At 69.8% G+C, this 20,770-nt stretch carries 17 protein-coding genes and 2 tRNA genes; 14 read left to right on the forward strand and 5 right to left on the reverse strand.

Features of this window, described 5'->3' with window-relative positions; translation table 11 throughout:
* Positions 1-2 precede the first annotated feature (2 nt).
* A complete protein-coding gene (gene hrpB, locus BJEO58_RS04105) occupies positions 3-2,762 on the reverse strand; it encodes an ATP-dependent helicase HrpB (protein WP_101588210.1) in 2,760 nt (919 codons plus the stop codon).
* Positions 2,763-2,851: 89 nt separating this feature from the next.
* Here hrpB and BJEO58_RS04110 point away from each other — a divergent pair, with 89 nt between their 5' ends.
* The 4 genes from BJEO58_RS04110 to BJEO58_RS04125 all read left to right on the forward strand — a co-directional run bounded on the left by BJEO58_RS04110 (position 2,852) and on the right by BJEO58_RS04125 (position 5,596).
* Positions 2,852-3,661 carry a fumarylacetoacetate hydrolase family protein gene (locus BJEO58_RS04110; RefSeq protein WP_101587984.1) on the forward strand — a complete coding sequence of 270 codons (810 nt, stop codon included), beginning with the start codon at positions 2,852-2,854 and terminating at the stop codon, positions 3,659-3,661.
* 108 nt (positions 3,662-3,769) lie between these two features.
* Positions 3,770-5,251, forward strand: a complete 1,482-nt coding sequence (gene gltX, locus BJEO58_RS04115) for a glutamate--tRNA ligase (protein ID WP_101587986.1) — start codon at positions 3,770-3,772, stop codon at positions 5,249-5,251.
* Positions 5,252-5,407: 156 nt separating this feature from the next.
* Positions 5,408-5,479: transfer RNA gene (locus BJEO58_RS04120), tRNA-Gln, on the forward strand.
* A gap of 44 nt (positions 5,480-5,523) precedes the next feature.
* Positions 5,524-5,596, forward strand: a tRNA-Glu gene (locus tag BJEO58_RS04125).
* Positions 5,597-5,670: 74 nt separating this feature from the next.
* On the opposite strand, the gene BJEO58_RS04130 is transcribed toward BJEO58_RS04125, so the two are convergent.
* The 3 genes from BJEO58_RS04130 to BJEO58_RS04140 all read right to left on the reverse strand — a co-directional run bounded on the left by BJEO58_RS04130 (position 5,671) and on the right by BJEO58_RS04140 (position 7,693).
* Positions 5,671-6,159 carry a DUF4282 domain-containing protein gene (locus tag BJEO58_RS04130; RefSeq protein WP_101587988.1) on the reverse strand — a complete coding sequence of 163 codons (489 nt, stop codon included), beginning with the start codon at positions 6,157-6,159 and terminating at the stop codon, positions 5,671-5,673.
* Entirely contained in the window at positions 6,156-6,758 is a 603-nt protein-coding gene (locus tag BJEO58_RS04135) for a DUF4282 domain-containing protein (RefSeq protein ID WP_101587990.1), read from the reverse strand. The genes BJEO58_RS04130 and BJEO58_RS04135 overlap by 4 nt, the downstream gene beginning before the upstream one ends.
* 212 nt (positions 6,759-6,970) lie before the next feature.
* Entirely contained in the window at positions 6,971-7,693 is a 723-nt protein-coding gene (locus tag BJEO58_RS04140; protein ID WP_101587992.1) for an IclR family transcriptional regulator, read from the reverse strand.
* 202 nt (positions 7,694-7,895) lie between these two features.
* Between BJEO58_RS04140 and leuC the strand changes: the two genes are divergently transcribed.
* The 7 genes from leuC to BJEO58_RS04175 all read left to right on the forward strand — a co-directional run bounded on the left by leuC (position 7,896) and on the right by BJEO58_RS04175 (position 15,028).
* A complete protein-coding gene (gene leuC, locus BJEO58_RS04145) occupies positions 7,896-9,440 on the forward strand; it encodes a 3-isopropylmalate dehydratase large subunit (RefSeq protein WP_246075963.1) in 1,545 nt (514 codons plus the stop codon).
* Between the two features lie 2 nt (positions 9,441-9,442).
* The gene (gene leuD / locus BJEO58_RS04150; RefSeq protein ID WP_101587993.1) at positions 9,443-10,039 is read left to right on the forward strand and encodes a 3-isopropylmalate dehydratase small subunit; all 597 of its coding nucleotides are present in this window, start codon (positions 9,443-9,445) and stop codon (positions 10,037-10,039) included.
* 127 nt (positions 10,040-10,166) lie between these two features.
* Entirely contained in the window at positions 10,167-11,495 is a 1,329-nt protein-coding gene (murA, locus tag BJEO58_RS04155) for a UDP-N-acetylglucosamine 1-carboxyvinyltransferase (protein ID WP_101587995.1), read from the forward strand.
* The gene (locus tag BJEO58_RS04160) at positions 11,492-12,334 is read left to right on the forward strand and encodes a lysophospholipid acyltransferase family protein (protein ID WP_101587996.1); all 843 of its coding nucleotides are present in this window, start codon (positions 11,492-11,494) and stop codon (positions 12,332-12,334) included. The genes murA and BJEO58_RS04160 overlap by 4 nt, the downstream gene beginning before the upstream one ends.
* A complete protein-coding gene (locus BJEO58_RS04165; RefSeq protein ID WP_101587998.1) occupies positions 12,331-13,335 on the forward strand; it encodes an NAD(P)H-dependent glycerol-3-phosphate dehydrogenase in 1,005 nt (334 codons plus the stop codon). Before BJEO58_RS04160 ends, BJEO58_RS04165 begins: the two co-directional genes overlap by 4 nt.
* 34 nt (positions 13,336-13,369) lie before the next feature.
* The gene (locus tag BJEO58_RS04170; protein WP_219617064.1) at positions 13,370-13,897 is read left to right on the forward strand and encodes a YbhB/YbcL family Raf kinase inhibitor-like protein; all 528 of its coding nucleotides are present in this window, start codon (positions 13,370-13,372) and stop codon (positions 13,895-13,897) included.
* A 9-nt stretch (positions 13,898-13,906) separates the two neighbouring features.
* Positions 13,907-15,028 carry a D-alanine--D-alanine ligase family protein gene (locus tag BJEO58_RS04175; RefSeq protein WP_101588002.1) on the forward strand — a complete coding sequence of 374 codons (1,122 nt, stop codon included), beginning with the start codon at positions 13,907-13,909 and terminating at the stop codon, positions 15,026-15,028.
* A 31-nt stretch (positions 15,029-15,059) separates the two neighbouring features.
* Here BJEO58_RS04175 and BJEO58_RS04180 read toward each other — a convergent pair whose 3' ends face one another.
* A complete protein-coding gene (locus BJEO58_RS04180; protein WP_101588213.1) occupies positions 15,060-15,590 on the reverse strand; it encodes a DUF3515 domain-containing protein in 531 nt (176 codons plus the stop codon).
* Between the two features lie 139 nt (positions 15,591-15,729).
* On the opposite strand from BJEO58_RS04180, the gene BJEO58_RS04185 reads away from it, so the two are divergent.
* The 3 genes from BJEO58_RS04185 to BJEO58_RS04195 are packed head-to-tail and all read left to right on the forward strand — an operon-like array spanning position 15,730 to position 20,743.
* Positions 15,730-16,896 carry a thiamine-phosphate kinase gene (locus BJEO58_RS04185; protein ID WP_144573814.1) on the forward strand — a complete coding sequence of 389 codons (1,167 nt, stop codon included), beginning with the start codon at positions 15,730-15,732 and terminating at the stop codon, positions 16,894-16,896.
* Complete coding sequence (locus tag BJEO58_RS04190; RefSeq protein ID WP_101588006.1) at positions 16,897-18,519, forward strand: DAK2 domain-containing protein; 1,623 nt, start codon at positions 16,897-16,899, stop codon at positions 18,517-18,519. It begins immediately after the preceding gene.
* Entirely contained in the window at positions 18,512-20,743 is a 2,232-nt protein-coding gene (locus BJEO58_RS04195; RefSeq protein ID WP_246075964.1) for an ATP-dependent DNA helicase RecG, read from the forward strand. The genes BJEO58_RS04190 and BJEO58_RS04195 overlap by 8 nt, the downstream gene beginning before the upstream one ends.
* Positions 20,744-20,770 lie beyond the last annotated feature (27 nt).

Genomic DNA, 20,770 nt, shown 5'->3' on the forward strand with positions numbered 1-20,770 from the left:
CCTCAGGCGCGCGTCGAGCGCTTCGACGTGTGCTTGGTGGGCGGTGCGGACCGGGGGTCCTCCGGCCAGGGGTGCTTCGGGTACCTGCCGCGGTTCTCCGCCCTGACGTGCGCGTAGGCGCCGTTCCAGAAGCTCGCGAGGTCAGCAGTGACGGCCAGCGGTCTGCGTGCGGGGGACAGGAGATGGACGAGGACGGGCACCCGGCCGTCGACGACGGCCGGGCCGTCCGACGCTCCGAACATCTCCTGGAGCTTCACAGCGAGGACGGGCGGCGATGTGTGTGGTCCGTCGTCCGCCGCATGCTCCTCCGGGCGCGGATAGGCGAGTCGCACGGACGAGCCGGACGGCACAGTGACCCTGTGCGGCACCATGCGGTCGAGGTCCACGGCCTCGGGCCAGGGGAGGAGTCCCTGGAGTGCTTCGCAGAGGCGGAGCCGCACAGTGCGCTTGGGCCCCGCGCCGGAACCCGCGCCCCCGGTGCCTCCGGAGGCGAGCATCCGTGCAGCGCGTCGGATCTCCAGCCCCAGCCAGTCGTCGAGAGTGCCGGCGAGCGCCTCTGAGCGGACGTCCGGCCAGGGTTCGCCGCGCACCTGCTGGAGCAGGCCCAGCCGACCGCGCAGCGCCTCGAACGATTCCGCCTCTCCCGCATCGGCCAGGCCAGCGAACGCGGCGCCGGGCGGGTCACCGACCGCCAGGCGTCCCAGAGCGCCTCGCACGGCGTCTGCGATACCGGCGCTCGCCGAATCCTCCGTCACGCCGACCGGCGTCGATGTCAGCGTGATCGCTCCGAGCGACTCGATCCTGCGGCCGCGCAGCCTGCCGTCACGCCAGTCGGCGGAGTCGTGGGTGCTGCGCAGACCCGACCCGGCCCACAGTGCGGTCGCCTCGTCGATGACCGCCCCCGCCCGGACGAGCGTGCGACCGCCCACCATTGCGGCGTCCGCGACGACGATCCATTCCTCACCGTGCAGTGCTGACCCGCGCTGCAGCTGCGCTCCGGTGCCCGAGGCCAGGAGATAGTCGGAGTCCGATCCCGCACGCAGCCGCGCGATCATGTCCGGTCGCGACAGTGCGAGCACGATGCCGAGGTCGCGAGCTGCGGGCGAACCCGCCAAGCGGGGCGCTGAGCTCATGTCCGCGTCTGCATGAGCGCGGGCGATGCGGCTGAGCCTCTGCACCTCGCGCCGCCACCCGGCGGGGGCGGCGTCGTGGGAGCCGCGCGCACGTCTGAGCAGTGCGGTGAGGTCGCCGTCGTCGGCTCGGACATCGAGCGAGAGGAGCGCGGCGCACTCAGCCGCCTGTCGTGGGCCGACCACAGGAGCCGCGAGGAGCAGCCCCCGGGCGGTCCTCGGATCTGCGGGGACGGCCGCGAGCGCTCGCCCGCGTGCTGTCGCACGCGCCGCAGGGGCCGGCGATTCGAGCGCGTCCAGTCCATGCAGCGTCCTGGTCGCGGCCCGGAGCGGCAGGTCCGGAAGCGGTGTGGGGAGTGGCAGGCCCGTGCCGCCGGGCGATCCCCACACGGCGAGATCGAGCACCGCACCTGTGAGATCAGCGGTGAGGATCTCCGGTGACGTGTGGGCCGGGAACGCGGCCCATTCGGCCTCCGAGCTGCAGCGCCAGACGGTCCCCGGCCCTTCGCGGGCCGCGCGACCCGCACGCTGGTCGCCGGATGCCTTCGACACGCGCACAGTGGTGAGGCCTCCGACCCCGCGGCCCGTGTCGAAATGCGGGACCCGCGCCAGGCAGGAATCGACGACGATCCGCACTCCGGGCACCGTGAGAGCCGATTCTGCGACGGACGTCGCGACGACGACCCGACGCCGACCGGATCCTGCAGGATCCTCTCTGCCTGCGAGGACGGTGCTCTGCTCCCGGCGCGGGGTGGACCCCGTGAGAGTGAGGACCTCGACTCCTGATCGCCGCGAACGCACCTGGTCCGCGATCCGGTCGACTTCGCGGTGTCCCGGGGCGAAGACGAGCACATCACCCGGCCCGGCCGCGAGCGCGTCATCCACGGTCCCAGCGACGTGGGTGAGGAAGTCCGGGCGCACCCCCCGCTCGTCCATCGCCCGCCGGGGCGGAGGTGACCACCGCACTGTGAGCGGGTGCGGCTGCGCCTCGACGCGCAGGATCGGCGCTGGGTGACCGGCCCCGAAGACGGCGGAGCCGGGGGCGGAGTCGGACTCCGCGAGCCGCCGCGCCCAGTCCTCGGCGTCGAGTGTGGCGGACATGACGATGAGAGACAGGTCATCCCGGAGGTCGACCAGTTCGCGCAGCATCGCGAATGTCAGGTCGGTCTCGAGGCTGCGCTCGTGCACCTCGTCCAGCACGACGGCGTCGACTCCGGGAAGGTCCGGGTCGTTCAGCAGCCGGCGCAGGATCACCCCGGTCGTCGCGAACTCGACCCGTGTGTCCTGGCCCGTGCGACGCTCACCGCGCACGGTGTAGCCGACAGCGCCGCCCACCTCCCGGCCCGACAGGTGCGCCAGCCGGTGCGCCGCGGCGCGGGCGGCGACCCGGCGGGGCTGGGAGACGAGGATGCGGGCGCAGGTGCCCGCGTCCTCGGCGGCGGTGTGCGTCGTGGCCAGGGCCATGGCGAGAGCGGGCGGGACGACGGTGGTCTTCCCCGACCCCGGCGGGGCCTCGACGACAGCGCGCAGTCCGCGGCGCTCTGCCGTGAGCCTTCCGATCTGATCCACCAGGACTCCGGCGGGCAGACCGGCGCCGATCCGGTCGAGGTCGAAGGCGGGGTGCACTGTCACGTGAGTCAGTGTGCCACCCGGCGCGGACACTGCGAACCGATGTGCCCCGTGAGCGGGCGTGAGTCCATGCCCGGACCTAGACTGTCCGCATGCGCATCGTTCGATTCGTCCACAAGGACGCACCCACGTACGGAGTCGTCGAAGGCGATCTGCCGGAGCTCGGCGACGACGGAAGCGTCGACACCTCCGGGCTGTCGATCGCGGTCCTCGACTCCGATCCCTTCTTCACCCCCGCCCAGTCGACGGGGGAGCGGCTCGCGTTTGACGACGTGAGGCTGCTCGCTCCGATCATCCCCCGCTCCAAGGTGGTGGGCGTCGGCCGGAACTTCGCGGACCACGCAGCGGAGATGGGCGATGAGGTGCCGGTGTCGCCCCTCACGTTCCTCAAGCCGAACACGGCAGTCGTGGGCCCCGGGGAACCCGTCCGCCTTCCGGCGGTGAGCGAGCACGTCTCCTATGAGGCGGAGCTCGGAGTCGTCATCGGCCGTGTCGCGAAGGGCGTGACCGCGGACAAGGCGTACGACCATGTGCTCGGATACGTCGCGGCCAACGACGTGACCCTGCGCGACCTCCAGCAGTCCGACGGGCAGTGGACGCGGGCGAAGGGCTTCGACACGTCCTGCCCGCTGGGTCCCTGGATCGAGACGGAGTACGACCCGGAGGCCGTGAGGCTGCGCAGCTGGATCGATGGGGACCTCCGCCAGGACGGGACGACGGAGGACTTCGTCTTCGACATCCCCGCCCTCATCGAGCACATCACCGAAACGATCACGCTGCTGCCCGGCGACGTGATCCTCACGGGGACGCCCGCCGGCGTCGGCAGGGTCGAAGCGGGCAGCCGCATGACCCTCGCCATCGACGGACTGGGAGTCCTCGAGAACCCGGTCATGGACGCCTGAGCACAGCGCTCGCTCCACCCGGACCGCGGCGTGCGCGCCCACTGGTCGGCCGCCGCACGCACGCCGCACACACGCCCCTCGCACAGATCTGAAAGGAACCCCGTCCTCGTGACCACCAAGGTTCGCTTCTGCCCCTCGCCCACCGGCACCCCGCACGTCGGCATGATCCGCACGGCCCTCTTCAACTGGGCGTACGCCCGCCACACCGGTGGGACGTTCGTCTTCCGCATCGAGGACACGGACGCCCAGCGCGATTCCGAGGAGAGCTTCCAGCAGGTGCTCGACGCGATGCGCTGGCTGGGCCTCGACTGGGATGAGGGGATCGACGTGGGCGGCCCGGACGGCCCCTATCGCCAGTCGGAGCGCGCCGACATCTACCAGGACGTCATCCAGAAGCTCGTCGCCGGCGGCCACGTCTACGAATCCTTCTCCACCAACGAAGAGGTCGAGGAGCGGCACCGCGCCGCCGGCCGCGATCCGAAGCTCGGCTACGACGGCTTCGACCGTGACCTCACGGATGAGCAGAAGGCGGCGTTCCGCGCCGACGGCCGCGAGCCGGTGCTGCGCGTGCGCATGCCGGATGAGGAGATCACGTTCACGGACCTGGTGCGCGGCGACATCACGTTCAAGGCGGGCTCGATCCCGGACTTCGTCGTGGTGCGCGCGAACGGCCAGCCGCTCTACACGCTCGTGAATCCCGTCGACGACGCCCTCATGGGCATCACGCACGTGCTGCGCGGTGAGGACATCCTGTCGTCGACGCCCCGCCAGATCGTGCTCTACGAAGCGCTCAAGGAGATCGGCGTCGCAGCGCAGACCCCGCAGTTCGGCCACCTGCCCTACGTCATGGGCGAGGGCAACAAGAAGCTGTCGAAGCGCGACCCGGAGTCCAATCTCTTCCACCACCGCGACCGCGGCTTCATCCGCGAGGGCCTCATCAACTACCTCGCACTGCTGGGGTGGTCGATCGGCCCCGACCGCGACGTCTTCTCCGTGGCGGAGTTCGTCAAGGCCTTCGATGTCGCGGACGTCAACCCGAACCCCGCCCGCTTCGACGTGAAGAAGGCGACGGCGATCAACGCCGACCACATCCGGCTGCTCGACGAGTCGGACTTCCGCGCTCGCCTGGTGCCGTACCTGCAGGCGGCGGGGGTCGTATCCGATCCCGTGACCCAGGAGCAGGCGCGGACCCTGGAGCAGGCGGCTCCGCTCGTGCAGACCCGCATGAACCTGCTGGGGGAGGCTCCGGATCTGGTCTCGTTCCTCTTCACCGCAGACGCGGACCTCGAGCTCACGGAGGACGGGCTCAAGACACTGAAGGAGTCCGCTCCCGAGGTCCTGACCGCCTCGCTGGAAGCCCTCGAGTCCGTGCCTGAGGGGGAATGGGCGACCGACCGCCTCGAGGAGGTTCTCAAGGAGGCTCTCGTCGAGCGCATGGAGATCAAGCCGCGGTTCGCCTACGGGCCGCTGCGCGTCGCGGTCTCCGGTCGTCGCGTGTCGCCTCCGCTCTTCGAGTCGATGGAGATCCTCGGGAAGGAATCGACGCTGGTGCGCCTGCGCGCCCTCCAGGGCCATCTGGCCTCGCAGTAGCCACCCTGCCGTCGCTGCGACAGGCATGACGACGGGCGCCCCACAGCTGCGTGACCATGATCACGTGCGTGGGGCGCTTCGTCGTTTTGCGTGAACCTGAGGGCCCGTGTAATGTTGTCTCTCGTTGCCGGGAATCCCCAGGGATTCTCCGAGCAGTGGGGTATGGTGTAATTGGCAGCACGAGTGTTTCTGGTACATTTAGTCTAGGTTCGAGTCCTGGTACCCCAGCGAATGGCTTGCGCCGTTCATGGAGTGATACGATCACTTCGTGCGCCCCCGTCGTCTAGTGGCCTAGGACGCTGCCCTCTCAAGGCGGAAACGGCAGTTCGAACCTGCTCGGGGGTACAGTTGAGAAGCCCGGTTCTTCATCACGAAGAACCGGGCTTCTCGCATTCACGGCATGTGGGCGGCTGCCCGAGTCAGAGGACGCCGCGATCGACGAGCGTCTGCGTGTTCGTCGCTGTGCGGACGCTCGCGACGATGAACTCGAGGACGATCCGGGAGCACATCACCATGAGCAGCGAGGGGATCCAGCCCAGGAGGATCGCCGCGAGGATCATGATGACCCCGCCGGCTCCCATGCCCGCGTCGATGCCGCTGTAGTACGACGCGTAGGACATGAGCGCCGACTGCGCGGTGGCGGCCAGGATCGCGCTGAGGATCGTGCCCAGCCAGCTGAGGATCGCGACGACGATGCAGATCACATAGATCACCGCGGCGAACCGCAGCGTGATGAACCGCTCGAACCTCAGGTCGAAGAGCGCGCCGAAGAAGCCACCGCGCGACGAGCGCGGTGCCCCTGGCTCGCCTGGGACCCCGGGTTGTGCGCCGAAAGGCTGCGCGCCGAATTGTTGTGCGCCTGCCGGCTGCGAGCCGAACTGCTGTGGAGGGGGAGGGGGCGCCGTCATCGCTGTTCCACCAGCTTTCCCGTGTTGATGGCTGTGCGGATCCCGGCTGATAAGAACTCGAGGCACACCCGCACCATCAGGATGCTGATGAGCGCAGGGATCCAGCCCAGGAGCAGGGCGGGCAGCAGGATGACCAGCCCGCTGGAGTCCTGCGACACGGCGATGAGGCCGACGAGGACCGACCCCAGCCAGATGAGTACGAAGTACGCGATCAGCAGGACGTAGATGATCGCGGAGAACTTGAGCGTGACGAAGTGCTCGAACTTCAGATCGAAGAGTGCCCGGAGGAATGTCGAGACGGGCCCGCGCGACGCATCGGGAGAGGTGTGCGCGGGAGCTCCGGAGTGTCCGGGGCCGGGAGGGCTGTGCGTACCGGGTCCGGTCGAGCCGTGCGGGGAGGTGTGGGGTGGCGCACCGGCGGGTCCGTGATGTCCGGCTGCCGCGGCCTGCGACGGCTGCGACCACTGGGGGTGCGAGGGCGAGGAAGGTGGCGGCTGAGCAGGTGTCGGCTGAGCAGGTGGGGGCTGGACCGGTCCTGAGCCGTACGGGCGGTGGCCCGTGGGTTCGGGAGGCGGAGGAGGGGGCGGCGCTGCAGACATTCCGGAGTCCTCTCATCGGCATGCGTCGGCGCCCGCTGTGAACGCCGTCACTCGCATCGTATCCACAGCGTGGAAACGCTGCGTGCCCTCGGCCCGGCCTGCCCCGCTCCTCGGCCCGGCCTGCCCCGTTAACCGGTCTGCCCCGCTCTGTCCTCTCGCGTCGCCGCTGCGCCGACGACGCGCTGTCGCAGCGGTGCCCGGCCGTTTCGTCGTCAGCCGCGGATGAGGGCGTCGGTCAGTACACGCGCGGCCTCGATGACGGACTCCGCGTGGAGTCGGCCCGGCTGCCGCGTGAGGCGATCGACCGGTCCGCTGATGGACACTGCGGCCACCACGCGGTTGCTGGGGCCGCGGACGGGAGCGGACACGGAGGCGACGCCTCGTTCGCGCTCTGCGATCGATTGGGCCCAGCCGCGACGGCGGACGCCCGACAGCATCGTGGCGGAGAAGCGTGCGCCGCGCAGCCCCGTATGCAGCCGGTCCGGCTCCTCCCACGCGAGGAGGACCTGAGCCGCTGAGCCCGCCCGCATGCTGAGCGTCGCACCCACCGGGACGGAGTCGCGCAGGCCCACGGGCCGTTCCGCGGCGGCCACGCACAGGCGCAGATCGCCCTGCCTCCGGAAGAGCTGCGCGGATTCGCCCGTCCGATCGCGCAGGTGCGCGAGCACGGGGCCCGCCGCGGCGAGGAGGCGATCCTCACCGGCGGCGGAGGACAGTTCGGCCAGTCGCGGGCCCAGGACGAAGCGGCCCTGGAGGTCGCGGTTGACGAACCGGTGGTACTCCAGCGCAACGGCCAGGCGGTGGGCCGTCGGACGCGCGAGTCCGGTGAGCGACACGAGTTCCGCAAGAGACGCGGGCCCTGCCTCGAGGGCGGAGAGGACGAGCGCGGCCTTGTCGATGACGCCGACCCCGCTGCTGCTGTTCGTGGATGTCATGTCTCACAATCTAGACGTCTTGCCATTCGAGATGCAAGTCCGAAATGCAGGACTGCAGCGCTATCCTTGGCGGACGAACAGCGCGCTTCGGCAGTCCTGCAGTGTGAGACTGCGGGCGCGCATCCTTCCCGCTGCGGCGAGTCGGGCCACCGCCCGCGCCCGCAGTGAGCAGGAATGGAGATCAAACAGAGGAGGCCTGAAAGTGGGCAGGACACTCGCGGAGAAGGTGTGGGCCGATCATGTCGTCCGCCAGGGCGAGGGCGGCGCGCCGGACCTCATCTACATCGACCTGCACCTCGTGCACGAGGTCACGAGTCCCCAGGCGTTCGAGGGCCTGCGGCTCGCGGGCCGTCCTGTCCGCCGGCCGGATCTCACCGTGGCGACGGAGGACCACAACACTCCGACGCAGGACATCGACAAGCCGATCGCCGACCCGACGTCACGCACGCAGATCGAGACGCTGCGGACGAATGCAGAGGAGTTCGGCATCCGTCTGCACTCCTTGGGCGATGCGGAGCAGGGCATCGTCCACGTCGTCGGCCCCCAGCTGGGTCTCACGCAGCCGGGGACCACGGTCGTCTGCGGCGATTCGCACACTTCGACGCACGGTGCCTTCGGCGCCCTGGCCTTCGGCATCGGCACGAGCGAGGTCGAGCACGTGCTCGCCACCCAGACGCTGAGCATCAAGCCGTTCAAGACGATGGCGATCACCGTCGAAGGAACGCTGCCGGAGGGCTCTGCCGCGAAGGACATCATCCTCGCCGTCATCGCGAAGATCGGCACCGGCGGGGGACAGGGCTACGTGCTCGAGTATCGCGGTGAGGCGATCCGCAGCCTCTCGATGGAAGCGCGGATGACCATCTGCAACATGTCCATCGAGGCGGGCGCCCGCGCCGGCATGATCGCTCCGGACCAGACCACGTTCGACTACCTCGAAGGACGCGATCACGCTCCGAGGGGAGAGGACTGGGACGCCGCGGTCGAGTACTGGAAGTCCCTGCGCACCGATGACGACGCCGCATTCGACGCCGAGGTCGTCCTCGAGGCCTCCGACCTCGAACCGTTCGTCACCTGGGGCACGAACCCCGGTCAGGGTCTGCCCCTGTCTGCCGACGTCCCGGACCCGGCGGACTTCGTCGACGAGACCGATCGTGAGGCGGCGGAGAACGCGCTGGCCTACATGGGGCTCACGCCGGGCACGCCGCTGCGCGACATCGGCATCGACACGGTCTTCCTGGGATCCTGCACGAACTCCCGCATCGAGGACCTGCGTGCTGCGGCGGACGTGCTGCGCGGACGCCGGGCAAAGGACGGCATCCGCTTCATGGTGGTGCCCGGTTCCGCCCGCGTGCGCCTCCAGGCTGAGGAGGAGGGCCTCGACCAGGTCTTCAAGGCAGCGGGCGGAGACTGGCGCTTCGCGGGCTGCTCGATGTGCCTCGGCATGAACCCCGATCAGCTGGCCGACGGCGAACGCTGCGCGTCGACGTCCAACCGCAACTTCGAGGGCCGTCAGGGCAAGGGGGGTCGCACGCACCTCGTGAGCCCGCTCGTCGCCGCGGCGACGGCGGTGCGCGGCACTCTGGCCGCGCCGGCAGACCTGCCCCCTGCCGATCCCGAGGCCGTGGCCGCGTCGCGTGAGGCGGAGGCCGCCGCCGCCGCAGAGGCGAAGGCGCGCCCCGCACAGATTCCGCTCAGCGTCACCCCGGGCGCCGCCCGTCCCACGGCATCCGCAGGCAAGGAGGCATGACCATGGAGAAGCTGTCAGTCCACACCGGCGTCGGTGTGCCGCTGCGCCGGTCCAACATCGACACGGACCAGATCATCCCGGCGGTCTACCTCAAGCGGGTGACCCGCACGGGCTTCGAGGACGCACTCTTCGCCCGCTGGAGGAACGAGCCCGAGTTCGTCCTCAACCACGAGGCGTACGCGAACGGCTCCGTCCTGGTGGCCGGTCCTGACTTCGGCACCGGATCCTCCCGCGAGCACGCAGTCTGGGCCCTGCACGACTACGGCTTCCGCGCAGTCCTCTCGAGTCGCTTCGGCGACATCTTCCGCGGCAACGCGGGCAAGGGTGGACTGCTGGCGGCGCAGGTCGAGCAGTCGGACATCGAGCTCATCTGGAAGGTGATCGAGAACCATCCGGGAACCGAGGTCACGGTCGACCTCGTCGCACGCACCGTGTCGGCGGACACCCTCACGGTGCCCTTCCATATCGACGACTACACCCGCTGGCGTCTGCTCGAGGGGCTGGACGACATCGGCCTCACCCTGCAGCACGCGGATGTGATCGAGGAGTTCGAGGGGGCGCGTCCCGAGCACAAGCCGAAGACGCTTCCCGTCCTCTGACCGCGGGACGCTGCGCGTCCCCGATCCTCTGACGCGGATCCGGTACCATGCACACGGTCGCCCTCAGGGCGGCCGTGTGCATACGGTATCCGTCCGTACGCCCGTTCCTGACTGCAGAGGAGCCTGAATGCTCAACGTCCACGGCGGGGTGCCGCTGAACGGGACCGTGCAGGTGCGTGGTGCGAAGAACCTCGTCCCGAAGGCCATGGTCGCGTCGCTGCTCGGGGACTCTCCCTCGACCCTGCGCGGTGTTCCGGCGATCAGCGACGTCGAGATCGTCACGGGCCTGCTCGGGCTTCACGGAGTGCGGGTGACGCAGGGACCGGACCAGGGCGAGCCCGACGGCGAGCTCGTGCTCGATCCTGCTGATGTCGAACAGGGATCGATCGTCGACATCGATGCGCACGCCGGCTCCTCGCGCATCCCCATCCTCTTCTGCGGCCCCCTGCTGCACCGGTTGGGCGAGGCCTTCATCCCCGACCTCGGGGGATGCCGGATCGGCGACCGGCCGATCGACTTCCACCTCGAGGTGCTGCGCAAGTTCGGTGCGATCGTGGACAAGACGCCCGGCGGGATCCGGCTCTCCGCGCCTCAGCGGCTGCGCGGCACCAAGGTGAAGCTGCCGTACCCCTCGGTGGGTGCGACGGAGCAGGTGCTGCTCACCGCAGTGCGTGCAGAAGGCGTGACGGAGCTGCGGAACGCGGCGATCGAACCGGAGATCATCGATCTCGTCATGGTCCTGCAGAAGATGGGCGCATCGATCACCGTGGACCCGGCCCGGGTCCTGCGGATCGAGGGCGTCGAGCGTCTCCAGGGATTCGTGCACAGGAGCCTGCCGGACCGGAACGAGGCGGCGTCGTGGGCCTCGGCGGCCCTTGCGACGGGTGGCGACATCACGGTCGCGGGAGCCCGCCAGCAGGACATGATCACCTTCCTCAACGTCTTCCGACAGATCGGTGGGGAGTTCGACGTGCTGGAGGACGGAATCCGCTTCCGGCATCCGGGAGGCGAACTCCAGTCGATCGTGCTCGAGACGGATGTCCACCCGGGCTTCATGACCGACTGGCAGCAGCCACTGGTCGTGGCCCTCACGCGCGCTTCGGGCATGTCGATCATCCACGAGACGGTGTACGAGAACAGGTTCGGGTTCACCGACGCACTGCGCACGATGGGCGCGAAGATCCAGGTGTATCGCGAGTGCCTCGGCGGCACGCCGTGCAGATTCGGACGCCGCAACTTCCTGCACTCCGCGATCGTGTCGGGCCCGTCGCCGCTCATCGCGGCAGACTTCACCGTTCCGGACCTGCGCGGCGGCTTCTCCCACATCGTCGCCGCGCTCGCGGCGGAGGGCACCTCGCACGTGTCGGGGATCGACGTCATCAATCGCGGCTATGAGCGCTTCCTCGACAAGCTCGATGGGCTGGGTGCCCGAACAGAGCTGGTGGCGTCGACGTGACGGACGAGGCGCCGGAGGGTTCGGTCCCCTCGTCCGAGGTCCGCTACCCGGAATTCGACGCGGCATCGCTCAAGCGGAACCTGTTCTGGGCGCGACCGACCGCGGAATCGATCCGCTTCACGCTGCGATTCGTCACGCGACTGTCCGTGACCGGCGGGGACAAGATCGGCCACGGACCGGTCATCCTCGCCCCGTTCCACGCGAGCGCCCTCGATCCGCTGGTCGTCGCGATGGCGGTCTGGCGGGAGGGGGTCCTGCCGCACTTCCTCGCCAAGTCCAGTCTCTTCGGAGGGTTCATGGGGCGGGCGCTCGTGAGGATGGGGCAGATCCCGGTTTTGCGCGCGTCGACGAAGGCAGGGGATTCCCTGGTCCACGCGAAGCGCGCGCTCGCGGCGGGTCAGACCGTCGTCATCTACCCGCAGGGCACGCTCACGAAGGACCCGCAGCTCTGGCCGCAGCAGGCGAAGACCGGTGTCTCCAGGCTCGCGATCGAGACCGGCGCGCCGGTGATCCCCATCGCCCACTGGGGGCTGGAGCGCGTCATGCCGGTGGGCGCGAAGAAGCTCACGCCGCGTCCATTCACCGCTGTGCGCGTGCACTTCGGCGATCCGCTCCTGCCGCCCGTCGGCGGCCCGGGGCACACGTCGTCCGCACTGGCCCGCGGATTCGCGGACCGGGTGACGGCGGGGATCGCGGAGGACGTCGCCGCGCTGCGCGGGGTCGCTCTGCCGCAGCGCTTCCAGGACACGATCGATTCCTGGGATGCGGACCACAGGGCGGATACAGGGGAGCACACCGGCACGGATCCCGGCTCAGCGGGCGATGAGGAGGCGCGATGAGGACTGCAGTGCTGGGAGCAGGCTCCTGGGGCACGACGTTCGCGAAGGTGATCGGCGACGCGGGCAATCCGGTCACGGTGTGGGCCCGACGCGAAGAGGTCGCACGCGAGATCACGGAGAAGGGGACGAACAGCGCCTATCTCGGTGACATCCCGCTGGGACACGGCGTCTCCGCGCAGACCGATGCCGCCGCAGCAGTCGCGGATTCCGACGTCGTCGTGCTCGCTGTGCCGGCGCAGTCGCTCCGGGACAACCTCGTGGCCGTGGCGGAGTCGCTTCCGCCGGATGCCGTCATCGTGAGTCTCATGAAGGGCATCGAGCGGGCGACGGGCAAGCGGATGAGCGAGGTGATCGCGGAGTCGACCGGCCATGATCCGTCCCGCATCGCGGTGGTGTCCGGTCCGAACCTCGCGAAGGAGATCGCCCAGGAGCAGCCCACTGCGACGGTCGTCGCCGCTCCGGACGTCCGGACTGCGGAGATCGTCGCGGAGCTCACCGCGAACTCCTACTTCCGTCCGTACACGAACACGGACGTGGTGGGCGTCGAGCTGGGCGGTGCGGTCAAGAACGTCATCGCACTGGCCGTGGGCATGTGCGATGGACAAGGACTGGGCGACAACTCGAAGGCCTCGATCATCACCCGCGGACTCGCGGAGACGACGCGCCTGGCACTGGCGATGGGCGCCGAGGCCCACACCCTGTCCGGCCTGGCAGGGCTGGGCGACCTGGTCGCGACCTGCGCCTCGCCGCTGTCGCGCAATCGCAGCTTCGGCGGTCTGCTGGGCACCGGTCTCAGTGTCGGCGAAGCGGCAGCGGAGACGAAGCAGGTCGCAGAGGGAGTGAAGTCTGCCAGCGCGGTCCTGGCGCTCGGGGAGGCGAACGGTGTCGAACTGCCGATCACCCAGGCCGTCAGTGCGGTCATCGACGGGCGTCTGCGGGTTGACGAACTGGGACCTCTCCTGTTGGCTCGAAAGCGCAAGCATGAAGGTCCGGGCCGCTGAGCGGTCCGGCGCGACGCACTCGAGAGGACCATTTGTGAACTCCCCATTCCACAAGCTCAACGATCTTCCCCGCTTCGACGTGACCAGCACGGATATCGCGGAGGGGCAGGGCCTCGCTGCACCGCAGACCTCTGGGAAGATGGGTGTCCCCGGGGGCGAGGACGTCTCGCCCCAGCTGTCGTGGTCCGGGTTCCCCGAGGGCACGAAGGCCTTCGCCGTCACGTGCTTCGATCCGGACGCCCCCACCGGGTCGGGCTTCTGGCACTGGACCGTGACGAACCTCCCCGCCGATGTGACCGACCTTCCCGCCGGTGCCGGCACTCCCGACAGCGGCCTGCTGCCGGAGGGCGCGGTCACCGTCCGCAACGACGCCGGCGCGCATGAGTTCGTGGGGGCGGCACCGCCCGCCGGCCACGGCCCGCACAGGTACTTCTTCATCGTCCACGCGCTCGATGCCCCACTGGAGGTCGACGCGGACGCGACGCCGGCATTCGTCGGCTTCAACCTGTTCTTCCACTCGATCGGCCGTGCGTGGATCGAGACCACCTACGAAGCGAAATGACACCATCGCATGAACCCTGCTGATCCCCGCCCCGTCGTCGCCGTCCTGTTCGGCGGACGCTCGTCCGAGCACGCCGTCAGCTGTGTCACCGCGGCCGGCATCCTCAACGCTCTGGACGACGAGCGCTACCGGGTGCTGCCGATCGGGATGACCCGGGACGGCGTCTGCCGGATCGTCGCGGAGGCCGCCGGCTTCCGCTTCGATCCGGAGGCGATGCCGGAGGTCGTCGACGACGGGACGGAGATCGTCTTCCCCCTCGATGTGCGGCGCAGCCCGCTGCGCGTCAGGGGTGCGGACGGCAGGACGGAGGACCTCGGCGTCGTCGACGTCTTCTTCCCCGTCCTCCACGGTCCGTTCGGTGAGGACGGCACCGTGCAGGGCGTCTTCGAGCTCATGGACGTCCCGTATGTGGGCAGCGGGGTCCTGAGCTCTGCTATCGGCATGGACAAGCGATTCATGAAGGCTGTGCTCCGCGACGCGGGAATCCCCACGAGCCCCTGGGAGTCCGTCACGGTGCGCCAGCTGCGGACGGATCGGGCTGCGGTCGTGGAACGGGTGCGTGCGCTGGGCGGCACGCTGTTCGTGAAGCCGGCCAACGCCGGGTCGTCGATGGGCGTGACGAAGGTGTCGGACTCGTCTGATGAGGCGGCGCTGGACGCCGCGCTCGCGGAGGCGCTCAGCCACGATTCCGCGGCGATCGTCGAACCGATGCTCGTCGGACGCGAGATCGAATGCGGCGTGATCGGCACGCGCTTCCACGAGGGCCCGCGCGCCTCCGTACCCGGAGAGATCGAGGTGACGGGCGCGGACTTCTACGACTTCGACACGAAGTACATGAACGCGGAGGCCGTGCGGATCAGCTGTCCGGCGGAGATCGACGCGACGGCTTCGGCATCGGTGCAGGACCTCGCGCGCCGGACGTTCGATGCATTCGACTGCTCCGGTCTCGCACGTGTCGACACCTTCGTCACGGAGTCCGGTGCCGTCTTCGTCAATGAGATCAACACGCTGCCCGGCTTCACTCCCACGTCGATGTTCCCGGTCCTCTGGGAGCACAGCGGCCTGCGCTACGACGAGCTCGTCGAGACCCTCGTCGACATCGCGCTGCGCGACCATCGCGCGGCCGGCTGACGCCTGCTCAGGCGGATTCCCGACCGGTTTCTCAGGTCCCCGCGGGGACCTCGCCGTCCACCTGCTCCGCATCCTCGACGGACACGCAGGCCGCGGTCTGCTCGATCCCACTCACTGCGGAGGACACCGACGCGAGTGCTGTGGCTCCGGAGACCTCCGAGGGGGTGACCAGCACCTCGACCGCGGGGGTGCGGCCGTAGGTGACGAACTGCCACGTGTCCTCCTCCGCGCGGACCTGCACCCAGTCGATGCCGTCGACGGAGACGCAGGGGTCCGTCGTGGGTGCGGGCGGGGCGACCCCGCAGCGCACGATCACGTTCGCGGGCTCCCCCCATGCGGTCGTGCCCTGGGAGGACGTGGTCCGCTGCGACAGCTCGTTGAGCTCGTCAGGCATGAGGAGCATCGGCAGGGCGCAGTCGGGGTTCGCCGCGTCCTCCGCCGGGTCGACGACGAGCATGCTCGTGCAGCCCGACAGGGACACGAGGGCCGTCGTCGCCGCGACCCCGGCGGCTGTCCTGAAGAGTGTGCGGCGGGACGGCGAGCGGAGGGGACGGAAACGCATGGTGCTCAGGATACTGGTCGCGAGAGAGCCCCGTTCCGTCGTGTCGCGGCACGGGACGGACGATCCCGCGTACGCACCGCGCGGATACACGCGTGCCAGTGGTCGATCCCGTGTCCGCGGCTGCAGGCATACTGGGGGAATGAGCACAGAGCCCACCTTCGCGGACCTCGGTGAGGACCGCATCGTCTCCCGGATCCTCGCGCGCATCCCCACCTCGGATCGGGTCCTCATCGGACCGGGTGACGACGCCGCGGTGTCGGAGGCGCCGGGGCGGCTCGTGAGCACCGCGGACATGCTCGTGGAGGGGGAGGACTTCCTGCACGGCTGGCTGGACCCGCGCAGGCTCGGGGTCAAGGCCGCGGCGCAGAATCTTGCGGACGTGTGCGCGATGGGTGCTCGGCCCAGCGGTCTGCTGCTGTCGCTGGCCGCTCCGGGGTGCACCGCCGCCGGATTCGTGGACGGACTGGTGGACGGGCTCGTCGAAGAAGCCGCACGGGCAGGTGCGTCGGTGCTGGGGGGCGATCTCTCCGAGGCTCCCCAGATCGTTCTCGCCGTGACCGCTCTGGGGAGCCTCCCCGCGGACGCGCAGCCCTTCACCCGCTCTGCGGCTCAAGACGGCTTCGACGTCCTGCTGGGCGGACAGACGGGCTGGGCCGCAGCAGGTCTCGACCTCCTCCTCGCATCCGGAGGAGCCCTCCCCGACAACGTCCCTGCACTCCATGCCCGTGCCATCGAAGCGCAGCGGGCACCCCGCCCGGACTACGACTCCGTGGATCAGCTCCGCGCCAGCCTGGACAGGCTCGGAGCGGCCGACGGGCGCGCCGTCGCCGGTCAGGGATCTGAGGGGACCCGCGCAGCCCTCATCGACCTCTCCGACGGACTGGCATCGGACGCAGGCAGGATGGCCCGGGCCTCGGGCGTGGTGATCGACCTCGACCCGACGGCACTCGATGCACTCGCCCAGGACCTCATCCCGATCGCAGCCCACGTCCTCGACCTGCGGGACCGCGCGTCGCACGTGGAGCACGACGATGCGGCAGCGATCGACGGGGACCGGTCCCTGGCGCTGGCACGTCAGTGGGTGCTGACGGGAGGAGAGGACCACGGCTTCCTCGCGGCGGTCCCCGCAGGTGCGGATCCGCTAGGGTGGACGACGATCGGACGAGTGCGATCGGTCGCCGGAACCGGCGACGATCCGGTCGGCTCACCGGGAGTGTGCGTGGACGGAGCCTCGCCGGCGGATTCGGGGTTCGTCCGTGCGGACCCGGACGGCGGCTTCCGACATTTCAGCGGTGTGGGGGAATGAGTGCGCAGGAGGAACGGGCCCGGGCGTGACCCGCGGGCGGACGTCCGCATCAATGGACGGCTCGCCGCCCGCTGGGCCAAGCGCACCGTCGACCGCCTGCGGCGTGAACGGGGCGGCATCAACGCGATCAACGTGTTCCCCGTTCCGGACGGGGACACGGGCACGAATCTCTATCACACCGTGCGCTCCGCCTACCGCGCGGTGGAATCGCTCGACGGTGCGGTGACGCTGCCGGATGTCATCGACGCGATGGCGACCGGCGCCCAGCGCGGTGCGCGCGGCAATTCGGGCCTCATCCTCTCTGTGGCGCTGCGAGGCGTCGCCGATGCACTGGTGGGTGTCGAAGTGCTGGACTCCGCGGCCTTCGCCGCAGCGCTCGAGCTCGCCGCCTCCCGTGCACGCGAAGCCATCGTGGCACCGGTGGACGGCACGATGGTGACGGTGCTCGATGCGATGGCGGACGAGGCACGGGAGCGAGCGGACGCCGGAGACGACATGGTCAGGCTCGTGAGCGCAGTGCGGGATCGCTCTCGGAGCGCTCTGCGCGAGACGACCGGACAGCTTCCCATCCTCCGCGAGAACAGCGTCGTCGACGCAGGGTCATCCGGCATCGTCGAGCTCTTCGACCTGCTCTATCTCACAGTCACCGGCAGCGACCCCACTGGCCGCGACAGCGCGGCTGCGGAGTCCGATGAGGAGGGCCGCGAAGGCTCCGCCGACCGCGGCCCTCTCGAGACGCTCCACCTGGGCGGTGGGGAGACCGGACTGGAACTCGTGGCGCACCTGGGCGAGACGAAGGACAGGACGCGTCCGCTCAAGCGCGCCCTGACCCGTGCAGGCGGGACGAGCATCGTCGTGAACTGGCCGATGGTGCACGTCCACACGGCGGCCGGCGGCGGCATCGATGACGCGCGGCGGCTCCTCGACACCCTGGCGACCCATCGCGTCGTGGATCTGCGCATCGAGGACCTGTCCGTGCGCCGTCCTGACGGGGATCCGGTGGGACTCATCGCACTCGCAGACGGGCCGGGCCTCCTGCTGTCGCTCGCCCTGACGGAAGCCGTCGCCGTCCACTCCGAGCGCCCCGATCTGCGCGAGGCCGTCGACAGCCTCGTCGCGCTGGCGGAGGGCCCTGTGTTCATCCTCCCGGACTCCGCCGCCGCCGCGGACGCCGTCGCGGGCCTCCACGGCGCGAAAACGCTGCGGACCCGCGATGTCGCGTCAGTCGTGGCGGCTGCAGCGGTGTTCGACCCCTGGGCAGAGGGGGACGACCTCCACGCGGACATGGCGGAGGCCGCCGCGGGCACGCGCGTGGGTGCGGTCGTGACCGCGGGGGAGGACCACGGTGAGGGACCGCTCATGTACGCAGCCGGCGACGCGCTGACAGTGATCGACGGTCGTGTCCGGGCAGTGGGAGGTGACCCGGAGGGTGCAGCACGTGACCTCGTCGATCGACTGCTGGGAGCCGGCGGGGACCTCGTCACCCTGCTCACCGGTGCGGGTGCTCCCGAAGCCGCGATCGGTCGACTGCGCACCCACATCGACACCCAGCACGCCGACGCGGACGTGGTGGTAGTCGACGGGGGGCAGAACGGCTCCTGGGTGGTGGTGGGCGTTGAGTGACGACGACACCGGTGACGACGTCGTGGTCCCGGAGCCGGACTGGTTCCGCAGGGACGAGGACTTCCGCACGATCCTCCCGCGGCCGGCCGACCGGACCAAGCTCGCGAAGGGCGGGATCACCGATGTCGACTCACTGCTGCGCCACTTCCCGCGGCGCTGGGTCGATCCGGGCGAGTTCACCGACATCCGCGCACTCGGGATGCTCGAGGAGGGCACGGACGTCGTCCTCCACGTGACGGTCGTGGAGGTCGCGTCGCGGCGGATGCAGAGCAGGCGCGGCACGATCTCCACCGTGTCCGTCACCGACAGCGCCGGCGGCTTCGTCGACGTGGTCTTCTTCAACCAGCCGTGGATCGGGAAGATCCTGACGGCGGAGACGCGGATCCTCGTGAGCGCCCGCATCAAGCACTACCGGGGTCGTGTGCAGCTCTCATCGCCCACCCTGCTCACGGGCGACGGGAGGATCGCGGAGGACGAGCGCACCGGGGACATCGCGACGCTCTCACCCTCGCGACCGGTACCCGTCTATCCCACCGTCGGCGGCGTGACGAGCACGCGGATGCACACTCTCATCACGACGGCTCTCGACACCGTCTCCGACGAGTGGTTCGTCGACACGATCCCCGCTCCTCTGCGCGACGAGCGCGGGCTCGTCGACCTGCGGACGGGCTATGACGCGATGCATCGGCCGACCACCATGGCAGATGTGCACAGCGCCTCACCACGATGGGCCTATGAAGAGGCGCTCGCGCTCCAGACAGTGCTCCTGCAGCGTCGCAGGGAGCACGAAGCACTCAGCGCGTCGGCGCTCGAGGGGAAGGACCACGGTGTGCTCGCCGCATTCGACGCGGCGCTGCCGTTCGAGCTGACGCTGTCGCAGGAGCATGCGGGCATAGACATCGGCGGGGAACTCACGGGGAACGTGCCGATGAACCGGCTGCTGCAGGGCGATGTGGGCTCGGGCAAGACCCTCGTCGCGGTGCGGGGGATGCTCCAGGCCATCGATTCCGGCGCGCAGGCCGCACTGCTCGCGCCGACGGAGGTCCTCGCCGCCCAGCACTACCGCTCGATCACCGCGGCACTGGGCGAGTTCGCCGCCGAATCCGCGCTGCTGCGCCCGGAGAACGGCGTCGTCGTCGCGCTGCTCACGGGATCGCTGTCGACGGCCGAGCGCAGACGGATCCTCATCGATCTGGCGATCGGCGACATCGACCTGATCGTCGGCACCCACGCGCTGCTGTCGAAGACGACGATCTTCGCTCACCTGGGGATGGTCGTCGTCGACGAGCAGCACCGCTTCGGGGTGGAGCAGCGCGAGGCCCTGCGGCAGAAGGCCGGGGGGAAGACTCCCCACACTCTGGTCATGACGGCCACACCGATCCCGCGCACGGCGGCGATGACCGTGTTCGGCGACCTCGACGTGTCGACGCTCGACCACATGCCGTCCGGACGCCGGGAGATCACCACGCACCTCGTGCCCCTGGGGCAGCATCCTCACTGGGAGGACCGCGTCATCGAAGTGATCGGGGAGCACGCCGCACGGTGTCAGCAGGCCTTCGTCGTGCTGCCTCGCATCGAGGCGAGCTCGCCGGACGAGGCGACCGGAGCTCCCCAGCCGGGCGTCGAGGACTACGCGGAGCACCTGCGCGGGTCACCGGCCCTGGCGGACGTCCGGATCGAGGTCCTCCACGGGCAGATGCCCGCGCAGGACAAGGACGACCGGATGCGCGCGTTCGCGGAGGGGGACATCGATGTCCTCGTGTCGACGACTGTCATCGAGGTGGGGATCGACGTCCCGAACGCCCGCGTCATGGTGATCGTCGACGCAGACCGGTTCGGCGTCGCTCAGCTCCACCAGCTGCGAGGTCGCGTCGGACGGGCCGGCGACTCCTCACTCTGCTTCCTCCTGTCGCACACGTCCGAGGAGTCGGAGGCGTACGGCCGGCTGCAGAAGGTGGCCTCGACGCTCGACGGCTTCGAGCTCGCCGAATACGACATCCGCACCCGTCGCGAGGGCGATGTCCTGGGTCGTGCCCAGTGGGGCGGCAGGTCGAGCCTCCGCCACCTGTCGGTGCTGCGAGACGAGACGATCATCAAGGATGCGCGGGAGGATGCGGCATGGCTGCTGGACGCAGACCCCGCACTGGACGGGAATCGAGCACTGGCCCGGCTGATCGCCCGGATCTTCTCCACCGCGGACGAAGACCTCATCGAGGCGAGCTGATGGACGCTGCACTCGACCAGGGGGTGA

This window comes from Brevibacterium jeotgali (assembly GCF_900169175.1).
In the GTDB taxonomy this organism is placed as follows: Bacteria; Actinomycetota; Actinomycetes; order Actinomycetales; family Brevibacteriaceae; genus Brevibacterium; species Brevibacterium jeotgali.

Bases quoted from the DNA above. Each gene is read 5' to 3' on its own strand.
- leuD (WP_101587993.1), top strand. From the start codon at position 9,443: ATGGAGAAGCTGTCAGTCCACACCGGCGTCGGTGTGCCGCTGCGCCGG.
- BJEO58_RS04135 (WP_101587990.1), bottom strand. From the start codon at position 6,758: ATGTCTGCAGCGCCGCCCCCTCCTCCGCCTCCCGAACCCACGGGCCAC.
- BJEO58_RS04165 (WP_101587998.1), top strand. From the start codon at position 12,331: ATGAGGACTGCAGTGCTGGGAGCAGGCTCCTGGGGCACGACGTTCGCG.
- BJEO58_RS04130 (WP_101587988.1), bottom strand. From the start codon at position 6,159: ATGACGGCGCCCCCTCCCCCTCCACAGCAGTTCGGCTCGCAGCCGGCA.
- BJEO58_RS04185 (WP_144573814.1), top strand. From the start codon at position 15,730: ATGAGCACAGAGCCCACCTTCGCGGACCTCGGTGAGGACCGCATCGTC.
- BJEO58_RS04175 (WP_101588002.1), top strand. From the start codon at position 13,907: ATGAACCCTGCTGATCCCCGCCCCGTCGTCGCCGTCCTGTTCGGCGGA.
- murA (WP_101587995.1), top strand. From the start codon at position 10,167: ATGCTCAACGTCCACGGCGGGGTGCCGCTGAACGGGACCGTGCAGGTG.
- BJEO58_RS04180 (WP_101588213.1), bottom strand. From the start codon at position 15,590: ATGCGTTTCCGTCCCCTCCGCTCGCCGTCCCGCCGCACACTCTTCAGG.
- BJEO58_RS04110 (WP_101587984.1), top strand. From the start codon at position 2,852: ATGCGCATCGTTCGATTCGTCCACAAGGACGCACCCACGTACGGAGTC.
- BJEO58_RS04140 (WP_101587992.1), bottom strand. From the start codon at position 7,693: ATGACATCCACGAACAGCAGCAGCGGGGTCGGCGTCATCGACAAGGCC.